Consider the following 17,653-nt stretch of genomic DNA (forward strand, 5'->3'; position numbering starts at 1 on the left):
AAAACAACAGCCCTAAATATATTTTGAATATTATATAAAGTTTAATTTTTAAAAACATAATTTTGGGAAAGAAGAAAATTCCACGAAAAACCCAAAAATTATCGAGATATCAAAAACAATATTTCCAAATCCGGGAAATATGCGGATTTTTGCATAAAGCTAATAAGAAAAAACTAAGTAAGTCACATTATGTAACAGTTCATAATCATTGTTCTTTCGCAGAACATTATGTTTTTGCAAGTAATTTGTCCGGTGAAGTAAAGGGGGACTGTCATTTTCCAGAGGAGACAATGACGGCTTCACCGAATTAAATTCGAGCAAAAATGATGCGTTGATGTTTTGGGAAGTACGCGCTAGCAATTAGAAAATTAAAACAGAAAGGTAATTCATGAAGCTGAGTCGTCTCGCATTTGCAATGTCCAGCATAGGACTGTTCTCCATTGCCACCGGTGTATTAGCACAGGTAACAACCCCACCAGAGGATGAAAAGAAAGTAGAAAAAGTCCAGAAAGTGGAAGTGACTGGTTCAAAAATTAAACGTATCAACTACGAAACAGCGTCGCCGGTACAAGTGATCAGTCGCGATGAAATCGCTCGTGGTGGCGCAACTTCCCTGACAGATGTACTGAAAACAATTTCTTCCAATACAGGTGGTATTGATGAAAATCGTACCAATGGCTTCACTGCCGGTGCATCAGGCCTGAATCTCCGTGGCATCGGTAGCCAGGCAACATTGGTGCTGATTAATGGTCGACGTCTGGCCGCCTATGCTCAGCCTGAGTATCAAACCACATTCGTCGATTTGAATTCTGTCCCTATCGGTGCAGTTGAGCGTATTGAGATATTGAAAGATGGCGCGTCAGCCATTTATGGTTCTGAAGCGATGGCCGGTGTGGTCAACATTATTTTGCGCGACAATTATCAGGGCGCAGAGATCACAGGCTCACTTGGACAGTCGCAAAGGCATGATGGCGAAGAAGTGCGTACTTCCCTGAGTTATGGTTTCGGTAGCCTGGTGGAAGATCACTATAATGTCTACGCGACTCTCGATATCCGTCAGCGTAAGCCTATGTTCATCAGCAAGCGTGATGGTTATCTGAGTACAGAGGACCTGCGACCGTATGGTTACAAAGACAATCGCTCTTTGTATACCTTCCCAGGTAATATCTACTGGACTGACAAAGCAACTGGTAAATTTGTTTCCCAAACTCTGGACAAGAATTGCCCGGCCAATAGTCTGGTTCCAGCCGATACTTTCTTTGGGGCCGGTACACTTGGCAACGCCTGCGTATTTGATGATTTGAAAGATGCATCAGTCAACTCTGGCGGTAAAACTGACCGTGTTGGTCTGACCAGCCGTGGTACATGGCAAATCAATGCTGATACGACTGCATTTGCTGAAATAATGTACAACCAGAATAAAGCGAGTGTTACCGGTTTGCCTCACTGGTTTGCAGGTCAGAATGGTCTTGACACCGGTGCTTTGCCAATCACGCATCCACAATACCCTAAAGAGTTGATTGACCCTGTTACAGGTAAAACGCTGGCTGGCGGTAACGGCACTGTCCGTGTTCGCGCATCCCTGAAAGACTTCCCAGGTCAGGGTCTGGAGAATACGACTGATTTTGGACGTTATCTTGCTGGCTTGAAAGGTACTTACGCTAACTGGGACTGGGAATCTGCGCTGATGTTTAACACCAGTAAAGTAGAATCCAAGGCGACCGCAGGTTTGCTGGCCAAGCCATTTATCGCTGCCTATAACAACGGTACTTTCCTGTTCGGCAGCTCGGCACAAAACGCCGAGCTTTACAAAAATATCGTGACTGACTCTGCCGACAGCTTCAAGTCTGGCATGTATATGTGGGATGGCAAAGTGTCTGGCGAATTGATGCAATTGCCAGCTGGTCCATTGTCTATCGCTATCGGCGTTGAAGCGCGCCGCGAAACACTGGAAGTCAATCCTTCTCAATTGTCGATAGATGGTGAGTTATATCACCGCGCCCAGTCGCAGCCTGGTTACAAACGTGGCCGCAATATTGCATCCACTTATGCTGAGTTGTCTATACCTATCTTCAAAACACTGGAAGGTCAGGTCGCCGCACGTTATGACCGTTACTCCGATTATGGTAATTCCACGACCCCAAAAGTCGGCTTGAAATGGAATGCACATTCAACACTGATGGTCCGCGGTACCTATGCAACCGGTTTCCGTGCGCCGACTCTGGTAGAAAACTCTACCCAGATTTTGAAGGCTTTCCTGTCTTATCGTGATCCTGATCGCTGTAACGATCAATTCAAGAACGGCTGCCAATGGAGTAGTGCCTACGAAAGTGGTTCCAATCCTGGCTTGAAGCCAGAGACAGCAAACAGCTTTACACTGGGCCTGGTATGGGAGCCAACGACATGGTTGAATGCGAGCCTGGATTTCTGGCAAATCAAGCGCAAGGATGAAATTTCCACATTTGATCTGACCACAGTTCTGGCAAATCCTGGCCGTTATGCAGGCAACCCCGCCGCTGTGATCACTCGTGATCCTTTGACTGCCGCTGATAAAGCGGCTGGTGCTACCGCTGGTGAAATCACCAACCTGAGATTATTGCTGACGAACGTTGCAACGACGCAAGTCCGTGGCGTTGATCTGGATGTCAATGGTAATTTTAACCTGGGTGAGTATGGTCGTCTGAATCCTAACTTCAAAGTGACTTATAACCATTCCTATAAATCTGCACCTTCACCAGAAACTGAAGCAATTGAGTATGCTGGTTCCCGTGGTCAGCCACGTGTGCAGGCAACTGCCGGTGTGGCATGGGAAAAAGCAGCCTGGAAACTGTCTCTTGATGCAGTGCATATCGGACACATGTCGTCCAATGGTGATTTCACTCAGCCATGCGTATTTGAAACTCAGGGTTATGCCAACCTGTGTAAAGATATCCCATCTTTCACAACGTTTAATCTTGGTGGCAGCTATTCTGGCTTGATGAAGGATCTGAAATTGAGCTTTGCAGTCAGGAACGTATTTGACCGCATGCCTCCGTTTGCGCCAAGTGCAACCTCCGCCCAGGCAGTTGCAGCAATCACCAACTTGCATGATGTTGTTGGCCGTTACTTCCAAATCTCTGCTTCTTACAAGTTCAAGTAATGTGGTGAACTGATAAATGCCGGAATCATTGATTCCGGCATTTATTTTTTCTAAGCGTTATTTTCTGACGCTTGACGATAAAAATCAAATTGATAAAAACAAATTCTTCTGAGGGAGATAAGTCGTGAAGAAACAATTTTGTAAGACCGTACTTGCCAGCATATTGTGCGTGGCAGGTGCAATGAGTTTGCCGGCCTACGCAGATAAATCCATTCCTGTAGCAGATTTTTTCAAGAAAGCGCAATTTGGTGGTCGTCCAGTGCTGTCCCCTGATGGACAAAGCATGGCCGTCGTGACCCCAAGAAATGGGCGTTTTGTGTTGGCCATCATCCGTCTTGATTCTCGCCAGCCAAAAGTGATCGCATCTGATCCGGATTTTGATATTGTTGCTCCTCAATGGGTCAATGACAAGCGACTTGTATTCAGCCTGAGCCGTGGCAGCGATGTTGTACAGGAAGACAATGATGGCGGCGGACTTTTTGCGGTGAATAGTGACGGTACCAGCTTCCGTAAGTTGGTACCCACCAGAAAAGAAGCCAGAGGTGGTAATGTAGCTTATAAACCTTTCTCGGTATTGTCACGTACTTTTGACGGTACTAATGACTTGATTGTTGTCAATAACCAGCGCGGCCGGGATGTCCAATTGGGTGCGTCTGATGTATTGCGTCTTGATACGGTATCCGGCAGAACCAAGCTCCTGACTTTTGATAATCCTGGAAAGATAGGTGACTGGATACTGGATCATAATAATGTGATACGTGTTGGTGTCTCAGCCAATGTCGATCCCGACAATAAACGGATCAAGCAGACCATATATTACCGCGATGGCGAGGGCACTCCCTGGAAAGTCATTCATCAGGCATATATGGATGAAGGCAAGGAAATGCATCCTTTGGGTTTTGACTTCGATAACAAAACCTTACTGGTAGCGGGCCGTTTTAATGGTCGCGACAAGATGGCTGTGCATATCTGGGACTTTGACAAACAGGCAGCAGGTGAAATTATTGCTGATCATCCTGATGTCGATGTGGCAGACCTGGCGATGGATCGCCTGCGCAAAAAACTCATAGGTGTAACTGTTGACGGCATGCAGCCGGAAACAATTTTCTTCGATGATGACTACGCCAAAATGCAGGCAACGTTAAAAGCCAGCTTTCCCGGGCAAGAAGTTTCTTTCCAGTGGAACGGGAAAAATGTTGTTGTCTTTGCCCGGAGTGACAAAAATGTCGGTGCTGTCTATTTTTATGATACCGATAAAAAAGTCATGGAACCTGTCTACGTCGTCAAGCCAGAATTGGAGGGCAAAAAACTATCAGAGCAGAAAATCATCAACTACCAGGCCCGGGATGGTTTGAATATCCCCGCATACCTGACTTTGCCTGAGGGTACATCCGCAAAAAATCTGCCTTTGGTGGCATATATTCATGGCGGGCCACATGCGCGGGACCACAATGGCTACGACCCAATGACGCAAATGCTGGCGTCCCGTGGCTACGCTGTATTGCAACCGCAATTCCGTATGTCCACAGGCTTTGGCTGGAAACATCATACTGCTGGCTGGAAACAATGGGGCCTGACCATGCAGGATGATATTACGGACGGGATTGAAAATCTGGTCAAGCAAGGTATTGTCGACAAGAACCGTGTCTGTATCATTGGTGCCAGCTATGGCGGTTATGCCACCATGTACGGTTTGGTGAAAGACCCTGACCTGTACAAATGCGGTGTTAACTGGGTGGGTGTGACTGACGTCAAGATGTTATTCACTGTTAATTGGTCGGATATGTCCGGTCCTTATATGGATAATATAGGTGCGAAAATGCATGGTGACCCTAAAACCGATGATGCTTATTTCCGTAAAGTATCTGCGATAGAAAATGCTGACAGGATCAAGGCTCCTGTCTTGATGGCATACGGTAGCGAAGATATCCGGGTACCTTTGATTCACGGTGAAAAAATGCGCGATAAATTGAAAGCGAAAGGTAATACCGTGGAATGGATGGTCTTTACTGGCGAAGGACATGGCTGGTCAAAGGAAAGTAACAATATCAAATGGGGTGAGGCCGTCCTGAATTTCATCAACAAATATATCGGCGACGATTCTCCCGCAGCCAAAAAGCAATAAGCACTTAGTAAAGTAATACTGACGCAGTGTGAAACCGGCAAGTTCGCCTGCCGGTTTTTTTTATTCCGCATTGGTCAGCGGCTAAATTATGCAAGTTCTCAATCGAAGGCTATAATTTGCAGCGGCATGACAGCCATCTATTTTGCAAATCCTGTTTTTGAGAGTGTAATTTGGCCAAGAAAGAACATGTATCAGTCACCCAGGCAACCCAGTTGCTGCGCAAGCACAAGGCGGAATTTACTGAGCACCCGTATGCGTATGAAGAACATGGTGGCACTTCAGTTTCTGCCCGTGAACTCGGTGTGGATGAGCACCACGTCGTGAAAACCCTGGTCATGCAAGATGACGCTGCCAAGCCCATGATCGTGCTCATGCATGGTGACAAAAAGGTTTCTACCAAAAACCTGGCCCGGCAGGTAGGCTGCAAGTCAGTCGAACCCTGCAAGCCTGAAAATGCGCAAAAGCATTCGGGCTACCTAGTGGGTGGCACATCCCCCTTTGGCACTAAAAAGGCCATGCCTGTTTATGTAGAGCGCAGCATACTGGCGCTGCCAAAGATTTATATCAATGGTGGCCAGCGTGGTTATCTGATAGGTATCGCTCCCGGCTTGCTGGAAAGTCTGTTGCACGCACGGTCAGTCGATTGTGCGCTCGACGAATGAATCCAGTTTCAAGAATTTTGCCAGGGTAGCTGATTCTGCTACTGGCCTGGCTTATACTTGCGAAGCTTAAAGAAATGAAGGAATAAGATGAATACTATGCTGGCGGCAGTTGCCGCCTACCTGATCGGTTCACTGTCGTTTGCAGTGGTGGTCAGTAAATTATTTGGCCTGGCTGATCCGCGCACGTATGGCTCCAAAAACCCGGGAGCGACCAATGTACTGCGTAGCGGGAACAAGGCCGCGGCGGTGTTGACGCTGTTGGGCGATGCCTTCAAAGGCTGGTTGGCGGTATGGCTGGCAATCCGCTATCAGGATCAGTTTGATCTTGGCGACACCGGCGTTGCCATTGTTGCCCTGGCAGTGTTCATCGGCCATTTGTGGCCCGTGTTTTTCAAGTTCGTTGGCGGCAAAGGCGTGGCGACGGCAGCTGGTATATTGATCGGTATCGATATCTGGCTGGGTGTGGCAACGCTGGTGAGCTGGCTGATGGTGGCGGTTGCCTTTCGTTATTCTTCACTGGCAGCCCTGGTAGCGGCGATATTTGCGCCTTTTTATTATGGCTTGCTGTTTGGCCCGGATGTCAAAATGCTGGCGATTGCTATCATGAGTGCCTTGCTGGTGTATCGCCATAGTCAGAATATCGCGAACCTGATCGCAGGCAAGGAAAGCCGCCTGGGTAGCAAGAAGGCAGCAGTGAAAGAAGACAAAAAAGAAGATAAAAAGCGAGACAAGAAAAAATAAGTCTTAAATATTGTAAATAAATCTAGATTATTCGCTACCCCTCATTTATGCTTAAAAAGCGCCGAGCTTTTTTATTCATAAATGAGGGGTTTGCTTATGCTGACGCGATTTGTGAAACACGGGATGGCAGGCTTGTTCATTCTGGGCTTGATGAATTTTCCGGCCCTGGCAGCAGAGCATGGCAATGCCAATGAGGCCAAGGCCATGGTGCAAAAAGCCATTGATGCGATGAAAAAGCATGGTGTCGAGGCGACTGTAGCCGAGATCAACAAGCGCGATGGTCAGTACCAGGACCGTGACTTATATGTCGTTGTCTATGACATGAATGGCAAAAATCTCGCCCACCTGAATCCCAAGATGGTAGGCAAGGAGATGTTTGACCTCACTGATGTCGATGGCAAATTTTTTATACGCGAGCGTATAGAGCTGGTCAAAGCCAAGGGCAAAGCCTGGCAGGATTATAAATTCGTCAACCCTAAGACCAAGCAGATTGAACCCAAGTCCATGGATGTGGAGAAATTCGAGAGTGTGATCGTCGGCTGCGGTATCTATAAATAGCGCTGCTGTGGATAAAATCAGGCGGCAATCAATTCTTGCAAAGGCCAGCGCGGCTTCACATTGAAACCGTAATCCCTGGTCGCCAGGCCGGGATTGTTTTTGAGACGCATCGCACCGGCAAAGGCGATCATTGCGCCATTGTCTGTACAGAATTCCAGTTCGGGGTAATACACCTGAAAACGCTTCTTTGCCGCTGCGGCATTCAGGGATGCACGTAACTGCTGGTTGGCACCGACACCACCGGCAATCACCAGACGCTTCATGCCACTTTCCTTCATCGCCGTGACGCACTTGGCGGTCAGCACGGCGACGATGGCATCGACAAAACCACGGGCAATATTTGCCTTGTCCTGCTCACAGATATTTACAGGGTGGTTTTTAACAACCGTCAGTACCGCTGTTTTCAAGCCAGAGAAACTGAAGTTCAAGTCCTTGGAATGCAGCATCGGGCGTGGAAACTGATAGGCTGCTGGGTCACCAAACTCTGCCATGCGCGAGATAGCAGGCCCACCGGGATAAGACAGGCCAAGCAGTTTTGCTGACTTGTCAAAGGCTTCACCAGCAGCATCATCCAGGGTTTCTCCCAGTAACTGATAACGACCGACGCCATCGACACGCATTAATTGTGTATGCCCGCCAGAGACCAGCAGGGCGATGAAGGGGAATTCCGGCGGTTGGCTGGCCAGTAAGGGGGACAATAGATGACCTTCCAGATGATGAACACCCAATACGGGCTTATCCAGCGCCATAGCGAGGCCGCAGGCGACCGAGGCACCCACCAGCAAGGCACCAGCGAGTCCAGGACCCTGGGTATAGGCAATCGCATCAATGGCTTGTTTGTCTATTTCTGACTTACTCAGCACTTCTGTCAGCAAGGGCAGGACGCGGCGTATATGGTCGCGTGAAGCCAGCTCTGGCACAACACCGCCATATTCCTGATGCATGGCGATTTGCGAATGCAGGGCATGGGCAAGCAGACCGCGCTCTGTGTCATACAAGGCAAGACCGGTTTCGTCACAGGAGGATTCAACGCCGAGAACTATCATATCTGTTTCTAAGTAAGGAAAAAGCAAGCGAATGACATAGGCATGGCAAGAATGCAAGTGATTGGCCGCTTGTCTTCCAGCACAGGGATTGGTGTGATTCTTGCTATCACTGGTAAACGTAATTATATCTGGCATAGGCCATCAATGCGCGGCAAAGCGAATACTGACGAAGCGGCAACACCAGTATCATCCAGTCTGCGGATTGTGGTGGTGAACACGGTCATCCAGCGTGAAGACGAGTTGCAGGAACACGCCCAGGCACAATTGGCCCGCTCACGCGCCTTGCGTATAGGTTTGCTGCAAGCGGGTTATAACATCATTGCTGTTATTCCTGGCGACATCTACATGAGCGAGCGCATCGCCCAGTTGCAGCCAGACATGATCATTATTGATGCTGAATCTGACTCGCGTGATGTGCTGGAGCACATGGTGATGCTGACCCGTGATGCACCTCGCCCCATCGTTTTCTTTACTGAAGATGGCAACCAGTCGAACATGGCTGCCGCCATGGAAGCTGGGGTCTCGGCCTATGTGGTTGCCGGTTTGCAGTCTGAGCGCATCAAGCCTGTGCTCGACGTTGCCATGGCGCGTTTCAATGCTGATCAAAAGCTGCGTAGTGAATTGTCCGATACCAAGGCCAAGCTGCAAGAACGCAAAGTCATAGAACGTGCCAAGGGGCTGCTGATGGAGCGCCATCATCTTTCAGAAAACGAGGCTTATCAAAAAATGCGCAAGCAAGCCATGGAAAAGAACCTGAAGCTGGTGGATCTGGCGCAGCGCATGCTGGATGTGGCGGATTTGCTCGGTGGCTGAGCCAAGCTTGTGCATGCAAATGGTGCGTTGCGTCATTTGAGTGCGCAGCAACTGGTATTTTTAAGAGGATTTCGCTTCACAGTATTGGCATGAGGAGCTAAGGCCTTTAATTTGAGCTGGCACGGCAATTGCTGTAGCAAAAGAATGTGCCAAAGCTGGTGCTTAAGAAAAATGTGAGTCTGACTAACGGCGGTTACCTCACAAGACAAAGGTGTCTTTCCATCCGGTTTATCCGTGGTGGAACGACACCTTTTTTATTATCGACGGGACTTACGCAAAATTGTCCTGGCAAGGCGTAGCGACGAAGACAGTACTTTACGTACGGCGAGGAGCTAACAACGCAGCCAGGGCGGTTTTGCGTAAGTCTTAATAGAAATTAATTTAGCTGGAGTGCAGACATGTCAAATCAGGAATCTTCTAACAACCTCATCAAGACGCAGGAAGAAAATGAACCTAATTTCAAACGTCGCAGTTTCTTGCAAACTGCTGCACTGGCAAGTGGAGCGGGCATCATGGGCTTGAGTACAGGTGGGGTATGGGCAGCGGGATCAGACAAGCCAGAAAAAGAAGAAGTACACATAGGCTTCATCCCTCTGACTGATTGTGCTTCTGTGGTGATGGCGTCAGTGCTAGGCTTTGATAAAAAATACGGCATCAAAATTATCCCAAGTAAAGAATCCTCCTGGGCCAGCGTGCGTGACAAACTCGTCAATGGCGAGCTGGATGCCGCGCATGTGCTGTATGGCCTGATCTATGGCGTGCAACTCGGCGTAGGCGGGAATAAAAAAGACATGGCCGTGTTGATGACGCTGAACAATAACGGCCAGGCCATTACTTTGTCGAAGAAGCTGGCAGAGAAGGGCGCAGTAGATGGCGCCGGCCTGGCCAAGCTCATGCAGACTGATAAGCGTGAATATACTTTCGCCCAGACTTTTCCTACCGGCACTCATGCGATGTGGCTGTATTACTGGCTGGCTGCACATGGCATCAACCCCATGAAAGATGCCAAGGTCATTACCGTACCACCACCACAGATGGTGGCAAATATGCGGGTCGGTAATATGGATGGCTATTGCGTAGGTGAACCCTGGAACCACAGGGCGATTGCCGATGGCATAGGCATCACTGCGGCAACCACACAAGACATCTGGAAAGATCATCCGGAAAAAGTATTGGGTACCACGTCTGAATTCGTACAGAAATATCCCAACACGGCGCGTGCCATGATAGCTGCGATCCTCGATGCCAGCCGCTGGATAGATGCCTCCTTGTCCAACAAGACCAAAATGGCAGAAACCATTGCTGATAAGTCCTATGTCAATACCTCGGTTGATGTCATCAATCAACGTATTTTGGGACGCTATCAAAATGGCCTCGGCAAGACCTGGGACGATCCCAACTACATGAAATTCTTTAACGATGGTGCAGTGAATTTCCCTTACCTGTCAGATGGCATGTGGTTCCTGACCCAGCACAGGCGCTGGGGTTTGCTAAAGACTGACCCCGATTATCTGGCAGTAGCAAAAGCCGTCAATCGCATTGATATCTACAAGGATGCTGCGACCATGGCCAAGGTATCCGTTCCCAAAGATATTATGCGCAGCAGCAAGCTCATGGACGGTACCGTCTGGGATGGCAAGAACCCTGCTGCCTATGCAGCTTCTTTCAAAATCAAGGCTTAAGGAGTAGTCATGAATACCTTGGTGCAAAGTGCCATGCCCGCGACAGATGATACAGCCAGCGCTGCAACAACAATGACGGAAGTGAAAGTGGCAAAGGAAATCAAACCCAAAACAGAAAAAAAACCTCGCTCGTTCCGGCCTTCTTTTCTGAGTGTGTTGCCGCCTTTATTTGGCATAGGCATGCTGATTTTGATCTGGGAAATCATCGCAATCAAGAACACGACCTTCCCTTCACCATGGGTGACTTTGCAGGAAGCCATCAAGGTATTTTCTGACCCCTTTTATCAAAAAGGGCCAAATGACCAGGGCATAGGCTGGAATATTTATGCCTCGTTAAAACGTGTGGCGGTGGGCTTTGGCCTGGCAGCGGCAGTAGGCATACCGTTGGGGTTTTTGATAGGACGTTTCAAGTTTTTGTCCGGCATGTTCAATCCCATCATCAGCCTGTTGAAACCAGTCTCTCCGCTAGCCTGGTTGCCTATCGGTTTGCTGGTGTTCAAGTCTGCCCATCCGGCGGCGATCTGGTCCATTTTTATCTGTTCCATCTGGCCCATGATCATCAATACCGCGATCGGTGTACAGCGTGTGCCGCAAGATTATATGAATGTCGCCCGCGTGCTTAATTTGTCGGAATGGAAAATCATTACCCGCATTCTCTTGCCCTCTGTCTTGCCATATATGCTGACCGGTGTCCGGCTGGCGATAGGCACGGCCTGGCTAGTGATAGTCGCGGCAGAAATGCTGACCGGCGGGGTAGGAATAGGTTTCTGGGTTTGGGATGAATGGAATAATCTGAACGTACCACACATCATCATTGCCATCGTCGTCATTGGCATGGTAGGCCTGCTACTTGAACAAATTCTGGTGGCAATAGCACGCGCCTTTACTTACGAAGATGTGGGGACATGATCATGAATGAAATCGATAACAAATATATAGAGATCAATCAGGTAGAGATGGTCTTTAATACCAAAAAAGGTAGTTTCCATGCTCTGCGTGATATTAATCTCAATGTCAAAAAAGGTGAATTCGTCACTTTGATTGGCCATTCTGGTTGTGGCAAATCGACCTTATTGAATCTGATTGCTGGTTTGACCAATGCCAGTTCTGGCACTTTGTTATGTGCACACAGAGAAATTTCTGGCCCATCACCAGAACGTGGTGTGGTGTTCCAGAATCATTCTTTATTGCCCTGGCTGACGTGCTATGAAAATGTCTTTCTGGCAGTGGAACGTGTGTTTGGCGCGACCGAGAATGGCACGAAGCTGCAAAAACGCACCATGCAAGCCTTGTCGCTGGTGGGATTGACGCATGCCGAGAAAAAACGCCCAAATGAAATTTCTGGTGGCATGAAGCAGCGTGTGGGAATCGCCCGTGCCCTGGCGATAGAACCAAAAGTCTTGCTCATGGATGAACCCTTCGGTGCCCTTGACGCACTGACGCGTGCACATCTGCAGGATGAATTACTAAAGATCGTCGCCAAGACACACTCCACCGTGGTCATGGTCACTCACGATGTGGACGAGGCGGTATTGTTGTCTGACCGTATTGTCATGTTGACCAATGGACCAGCTGCGACCATAGGCGAAATTTTACAAGTGAATCTGGAGAGACCCCGTGACCGCGTGGCACTCGCGCAAAATCCGCAATATGCCGCATACCGTACTCAAGTGCTGGAGTTTTTATATCACCGCCAATCACATCCTGTGCATGATGCTGCATGATCTTGAGCGAGGCCTTTGCCCGGTTCTCAATCGACTAGGCGGCTCTAGGCTATTTCAAAGTCGCCAGTATGTGAAAAGTTTGCCATCGCCCCATTTTATTGTTTCTGACAATGAAATGGAGGCTCGGCATATTATTTACTGTTCATACAATAAATTATCTAAATGCAATGTTTGATATGTTTTCTGTTCAAAAGAGTTGCAATATGAAATTTAAATATCTGTTCAATTCGCAAAATGAAAAATAGTTTTCATTTTTAATGCGACTAATTGTGACAATATGTGCAGAAATCAATTAAATCTATGAGAGAATGCCTAATTCTTTTGGAAACATTTTTTTACAGATTCATAGGGATTTGTTGATGTGAATGTGGTCAGGAATACTTTGGGGCAAATAATTGTTCTGCTGCAAGAATCCAGGTATTTTTCCATGAATGCGCAACAGGTTCTGGCTTCTTATATTGATTGCATGACATGTTTCGCTGGCTTTTTCTTAATGAAAGTGTATTAACACCTGCCGAGCACGCTGCATGGAAATTAAGTGCACTACGTATCATTTTGATGTCTGGCTTTGTGCTGGAGGCGGCGGTTGCGATTCACAGTTCCCTGGATGCAATCGCAATTGGTGCTTATCAGGTGCTGTGGGTGGTTGGCTTTTTCTATGCGGTGCTGGCATTGGGGCTGTACTACTCATCCCGTCATCTACGCGCCGGTGCCGCTATACTCATAGGCACGGTATATGCGTCTGCATTCGCCATTGTTTGTCTCATCGATCAGTTCGAAATAGCCAAGTTTGGCTATATCTTCATCTATACCACCCCCATTATTGCCAGACTGTTCTTCGGTACCCGGCTCGCCATAGGTCTCATGGCATTCAATATATTGCCTTTTCTTTTGCTGCTACTGAACCGGCCGCTGTTCAATGTGCCTGGGTTTGATGTCACCCTGCCAGCCAGCAATACCTACATCCAGTCATTACTGTTTCTATTCTTTAATACCTGTGTACCACTGGCTGTGTTCAGGGTTTTGCATGAACTTGATGTATCGGCATTACGCTATCGTCAGGCCAGTGCCGCGCTGGAAGTCAGCCATGCGCAATATGAAGAAGTGTTCCAGAACGCTGGCACAGCCTTGTTGTTGACTGACGCCAGTGGGCAAATCCTGCAGGCGAATCAGCTTGCCAATAATTTGCTCGGACGTGACGCAGATGATGACAGTGACCGTGCCTTGTTTGGTTGGTTGTCACTGGATAACAGTGTGCGCCTTAAAAGCCCGAATGCCGAAGAATCAGAAAACATGCGCATGTCGGCCTACCGCACGCGTGATGGCAAACTGGTTGCACTGGAAAATATTTCTCAGACCTCTACCGATCACTACATTGTCGCCTTGCGCGATGTTTCTGGCCTGCATTCCATGCATCATGCGCTGCAACTCAGCCTGCAACGCGAAGACTACCTGAGCCGTCATGATGCATTGACCAATTTACCCAATCGCGATATGTTGCGCAGCCATCTGCAAGCTGTGTTTGCGAGTAATGATGAAGCCAAAGTTACTGCTCTGGTGTCTTTCCGGCTAAACAGCATACGTCATGCCAACCAGCAGTTTGGTGCCCATACTGGCGATATCCTGTTGCGTCGTTTTGCCGAAGAATTGTCGCGTGCCTTGCCCAAGAATTGTTTTTGCGCGCGCCTGCGCAGTATTGTGTTTTCATTTGTCGTCGAGAATTCGCGTACCCCAGGTGAAATCATCAAGCTGGTAGAAAAAGTCAGGAATAATTTACCCAAAGAGCTGGAAATCAATGGCGAGAATTTACTGATACAGTTCTCGGCCGGTATCGCCCTGGTGAGGCCAGAAGATATTGATCCAGATGACCTGATACGCCGTAGCGAAGTGGCGCTGGATACTGCCCGCCGTTCCAGTGACCAGAGTGTCACTTTGTTTGATGAAGAAGATGCCCTGCAAATACGCCGCAGCGTCGAGATCGAAGTCGGTATCGTCAATGGTCTCAAGCAAGATGAATTCCGCCTGGTATATCAACCCAAGGTCGATAAGAATGGCAAGATCGCGGGCCTGGAAGCCTTGCTGCGTTGGGAATCACCTAGTCTTGGCAATGTTGCACCAGCAGAATTTATTCCGATTGCCGAGCGTGCTGGCCTGATACGCCTGATCAGCAACTATGTCATGAACCAGGTGTGTTGCCAGGTCAGGGACTGGCTCAACCGCTTTGCTGATTGCCCCGTGATTGCGCTGAATTTGTCAGCGACAGATATCGCCCGCAATGACTTGCTGCAACTGATAGACAATTGTTGCAACCGTTATGATATTGCGCCTTCTTATATCGAATTTGAAATTACTGAAACTGGCCTTATCGCGAATGAAGCACTGACCATACATCATCTTGATGAACTCAAGGCACGCGGTTTCACTATCGCGATTGATGATTTTGGTACTGGCTACTCATCGCTGTCCAAGCTCAGTCATTTTCCAGCGCAGAGCGTGAAAATTGATCGCTCCTTCGTTGCCCAGATAGGCAATAACAAGAAAAGCGAAATGATCATCAAGGCGATTATCTCGCTGGCCAATATCCTGTCTTGTCACACGGTTGCCGAGGGTGTCGAAAACGAAGAGCAGGAACGATTCCTCAAAGAGATAGGTTGCGATTACTTCCAGGGATATTATTATTACAGGCCACTCGAAGTCTCGGCGCTGGAATTGCTGCTCACTGAAATGCCAGCCAAAGAAGCTGCGCCATCTTATCAATTCAAACTTGCCTGACATTCTTCATGTCATATTTCCCGCATATGCATCAATGATTTGCGATCAAATGCGCATAAAAATTTGTGCATCTGCGGAATTGTTCATCACATAAATTAACATTCGCTGTCAACGCCATCCACGAAATTGCGTTGGATAGTGTAGATTGATGCTTTGTGTGTGATCATGTTCAAGCGCTGGTTTAACTTAAGTCGTTTAACCTAATTCGTTTTACTTAATTCGTTTAGCAAATTAAGCGTCACTGAGTTCGTTTTGCTTATTTCCAACATTTTGCACAGAGTAACAATTTCGTCTGCACGTTTTGGTAATTTCAACTACACTAAAGTTGTAGTGTGCTGGCTGGCAATTAATTTGATGTGAGCAGTTTGATCTGAATTGCCACCAGACCGGTTCGGTATTTGCAAGTTTTCTGCTTATCCATGGAGGTCGGGATGAATATCTTTGACAACTACACCGCGCGATATGAGCGTACTCGTGAAGAAGAGTATTCCATGCAGGAATACCTGGATCTTTGTAAGAAGGACAGGCTGGTCTATGCCAGCGCTTCAGAGCGTATGCTGGCTGCCATCGGTGAGCCTGAGCTGGTTGACACCCGGCATGACTCGCGGCTCTCACGCATCTTCTCAAATAAAGTCATCAAGATCTATCCTGCCTTCCGAGAATTTTACGGCATGGAAGAAGTCATAGAACAAGTCGTTTCCTACTTCCGCCATGCTGCGCAAGGTCTGGAAGAGCGCAAGCAAATCCTGTATCTGCTAGGCCCTGTCGGTGGCGGTAAATCATCCATCGCCGAGAGACTGAAATCGCTGATGGAGAAGATACCCTTCTACTGCATCAAGGGTTCACCCGTCAATGAATCGCCTCTCGGTTTGTTTAACGAAGATGAAGACGGGATTTTGCTCCAAGAAGATTTCGGTATCCCGCGTCGCTACCTAAAGAATATACCCAGCCCATGGGCGGTCAAACGCTTGCATGAGTTCAATGGTGATATCAACCAGTTCCGCGTGGTCAAACGCTATCCCTCGGTATTGAAGCAGATTGCAGTTTCCAAAACTGAGCCTGGTGATGAAAATAATCAGGATATTTCTTCCCTCGTGGGCAAGGTCGATATCCGCAAGCTCGAAGAATATGCGCAAGATGATCCTGATGCATACAGCTATTCAGGTGGCCTTTGCCTGGCGAATCAGGGCCTGATGGAATTCGTGGAAATGTTCAAGGCACCGATCAAGGTCTTGCATCCCTTATTGACTGCCACTCAGGAAGGCAATTTCAAAGGTACAGAAGGCTTTGGCGCGATACCTTTTGAAGGCATCATACTGGCGCACTCAAATGAGTCAGAATGGAAAACCTTCAAAAACAACAAGAACAATGAAGCTTTCCTCGACCGGATTTATATCGTCAAAGTACCGTATTGCCTGCGCGTTAATGATGAAATAAAAATCTACGACAAACTGGTCCGTACTTCCTCACTGGCAGCCGCACCGTGTGCGCCCGGTACCTTGAAAATGATGGCGCAATTTGCCGTGTTGTCACGTCTGAAGGAACCAGAAAATTCCAGCATCTTCAGCAAGATGCAGGTCTATGATGGCGAGAACCTCAAGGATACTGATCCCAAGGCCAAGTCTCGTCAGGAATATGCTGATTATGCTGGTGTTGATGAAGGCATGAATGGTCTGTCAACTCGCTTCGCCTTCAAGATTTTATCCAAGGTGTTTAACTTTGATAATACCGAAGTGGCGGCCAACCCTGTGCATTTGCTATATGTGCTGGAGCAGCAGATAGAACGCGAACAATTTGCGCCAGAGATTGAGCAAAAGTATGTGTCCTTCATCAAGGAATATCTGGCACAGCGTTATGCCGAATTTATCGGCAAGGAAATCCAAACTGCCTATCTTGAAAGCTATTCCGAATATGGCCAGAACATCTTTGACCGTTATGTAACCTTTGCCGATTTCTGGATACAGGATCAGGAATTCCGTGATCCAGATACCGGTGAGAGTTTTGACCGCGATGCCCTGAACAATGAATTGGAGAAAATAGAAAAACCGGCAGGTATTTCCAACCCTAAAGACTTCCGCAACGAAATCGTCAATTTCGTGCTGAGGGCGAGGGCGCAGAATGCCGGTAAAAATCCAGCCTGGACCAGTTATGAAAAACTGCGCACTGTCATCGAGAAAAAAATGTTCTCGAATACCGAAGAATTATTGCCTGTCATTTCCTTCAATGCTAAAGCCAGTGCCGACGATTCGAACAAGCACCAGGAATTTGTTGAACGCATGGTCGCCAAAGGCTACACCGCCAAACAGGTACGCCTTTTATGCGAATGGTATTTGCGTGTCAGGAAATCTTCATAATTGAAATGCGACTGAAGAGCAGGGAAATTTCAGGGCA

12 protein-coding genes are annotated in these 17,653 nt (G+C 47.9%); 11 read left to right on the forward strand and 1 reads right to left on the reverse strand.

All coding sequences use genetic code 11. The annotated features are described in order from the left end of the window. The first annotated feature begins 388 nt into the window (after positions 1 to 388). From ACO0LG_RS19780 to ACO0LG_RS19800, 5 genes are all read left to right on the forward strand, one after another. Complete coding sequence (locus tag ACO0LG_RS19780; RefSeq protein WP_423029275.1) at positions 389 to 3,139, forward strand: TonB-dependent receptor; 2,751 nt, start codon at positions 389 to 391, stop codon at positions 3,137 to 3,139. Between the two features lie 124 nt (positions 3,140 to 3,263). Then, positions 3,264 to 5,264 (forward strand): S9 family peptidase, encoded by a 2,001-nt coding sequence (locus ACO0LG_RS19785; protein WP_423029276.1) that lies wholly within the window; start codon positions 3,264 to 3,266, stop codon positions 5,262 to 5,264. A gap of 170 nt (positions 5,265 to 5,434) precedes the next feature. Continuing rightward, positions 5,435 to 5,926, forward strand: a complete 492-nt coding sequence (gene ybaK, locus ACO0LG_RS19790; protein ID WP_423029277.1) for a Cys-tRNA(Pro) deacylase — start codon at positions 5,435 to 5,437, stop codon at positions 5,924 to 5,926. A gap of 87 nt (positions 5,927 to 6,013) precedes the next feature. Next, entirely contained in the window at positions 6,014 to 6,667 is a 654-nt protein-coding gene (gene plsY / locus ACO0LG_RS19795) for a glycerol-3-phosphate 1-O-acyltransferase PlsY (protein WP_423029278.1), read from the forward strand. A gap of 96 nt (positions 6,668 to 6,763) precedes the next feature. Continuing rightward, positions 6,764 to 7,225, forward strand: a complete 462-nt coding sequence (locus tag ACO0LG_RS19800) for a cache domain-containing protein (RefSeq protein ID WP_423029279.1) — start codon at positions 6,764 to 6,766, stop codon at positions 7,223 to 7,225. 17 nt (positions 7,226 to 7,242) lie between these two features. Here the strand turns inward: ACO0LG_RS19800 and tsaD are convergent, their stop codons facing one another. Continuing rightward, on the reverse strand, positions 7,243 to 8,271 hold the full coding sequence (gene tsaD / locus ACO0LG_RS19805; protein ID WP_423029280.1) for a tRNA (adenosine(37)-N6)-threonylcarbamoyltransferase complex transferase subunit TsaD: 1,029 nt from the start codon (positions 8,269 to 8,271) through the stop codon (positions 7,243 to 7,245). Between the two features lie 144 nt (positions 8,272 to 8,415). Between tsaD and ACO0LG_RS19810 the strand changes: the two genes are divergently transcribed. From ACO0LG_RS19810 to ACO0LG_RS19835, 6 genes are all read left to right on the forward strand, one after another. Continuing rightward, entirely contained in the window at positions 8,416 to 9,084 is a 669-nt protein-coding gene (locus ACO0LG_RS19810; protein WP_423029500.1) for an ANTAR domain-containing response regulator, read from the forward strand. A 512-nt stretch (positions 9,085 to 9,596) separates the two neighbouring features. Further along, entirely contained in the window at positions 9,597 to 10,766 is a 1,170-nt protein-coding gene (locus ACO0LG_RS19815) for a CmpA/NrtA family ABC transporter substrate-binding protein (protein ID WP_423029501.1), read from the forward strand. A 9-nt stretch (positions 10,767 to 10,775) separates the two neighbouring features. Continuing rightward, positions 10,776 to 11,675, forward strand: coding sequence for a nitrate ABC transporter permease (gene ntrB / locus ACO0LG_RS19820; protein ID WP_423029281.1), 900 nt, complete (start codon positions 10,776 to 10,778; stop codon positions 11,673 to 11,675). A gap of 2 nt (positions 11,676 to 11,677) precedes the next feature. Then, positions 11,678 to 12,490 carry an ABC transporter ATP-binding protein gene (locus tag ACO0LG_RS19825; RefSeq protein WP_423029282.1) on the forward strand — a complete coding sequence of 271 codons (813 nt, stop codon included), beginning with the start codon at positions 11,678 to 11,680 and terminating at the stop codon, positions 12,488 to 12,490. A 471-nt stretch (positions 12,491 to 12,961) separates the two neighbouring features. Next, positions 12,962 to 15,262: a putative bifunctional diguanylate cyclase/phosphodiesterase gene (locus ACO0LG_RS19830; protein ID WP_423029283.1), complete on the forward strand. Its 2,301-nt coding sequence runs from the start codon at positions 12,962 to 12,964 to the stop codon at positions 15,260 to 15,262. A 431-nt stretch (positions 15,263 to 15,693) separates the two neighbouring features. Beyond that, entirely contained in the window at positions 15,694 to 17,616 is a 1,923-nt protein-coding gene (locus ACO0LG_RS19835; protein ID WP_423029284.1) for a PrkA family serine protein kinase, read from the forward strand. The last annotated feature ends 37 nt before the right edge of the window (positions 17,617 to 17,653 follow it).

This window comes from Undibacterium sp. Ji42W (genome assembly GCF_049340405.1).
Lineage (GTDB): Bacteria > Pseudomonadota > Gammaproteobacteria > Burkholderiales > Burkholderiaceae_D > Undibacterium.

What these genes read in the sequence shown, in the direction of transcription:
- ACO0LG_RS19780 (WP_423029275.1), top strand. Translation starts at nt 389, where the DNA reads ATGAAGCTGAGTCGTCTCGCATTTGCAATGTCCAGCATAGGACTGTTC.
- plsY (WP_423029278.1), top strand. Translation starts at nt 6,014, where the DNA reads ATGAATACTATGCTGGCGGCAGTTGCCGCCTACCTGATCGGTTCACTG.
- ACO0LG_RS19800 (WP_423029279.1), top strand. Translation starts at nt 6,764, where the DNA reads ATGCTGACGCGATTTGTGAAACACGGGATGGCAGGCTTGTTCATTCTG.
- tsaD (WP_423029280.1), bottom strand. Translation starts at nt 8,271, where the DNA reads ATGATAGTTCTCGGCGTTGAATCCTCCTGTGACGAAACCGGTCTTGCC.
- ACO0LG_RS19810 (WP_423029500.1), top strand. Translation starts at nt 8,416, where the DNA reads ATGCGCGGCAAAGCGAATACTGACGAAGCGGCAACACCAGTATCATCC.
- ACO0LG_RS19815 (WP_423029501.1), top strand. Translation starts at nt 9,597, where the DNA reads ATGGGCTTGAGTACAGGTGGGGTATGGGCAGCGGGATCAGACAAGCCA.
- ntrB (WP_423029281.1), top strand. Translation starts at nt 10,776, where the DNA reads ATGAATACCTTGGTGCAAAGTGCCATGCCCGCGACAGATGATACAGCC.
- ACO0LG_RS19825 (WP_423029282.1), top strand. Translation starts at nt 11,678, where the DNA reads ATGAATGAAATCGATAACAAATATATAGAGATCAATCAGGTAGAGATG.
- ACO0LG_RS19830 (WP_423029283.1), top strand. Translation starts at nt 12,962, where the DNA reads ATGTTTCGCTGGCTTTTTCTTAATGAAAGTGTATTAACACCTGCCGAG.
- ACO0LG_RS19835 (WP_423029284.1), top strand. Translation starts at nt 15,694, where the DNA reads ATGAATATCTTTGACAACTACACCGCGCGATATGAGCGTACTCGTGAA.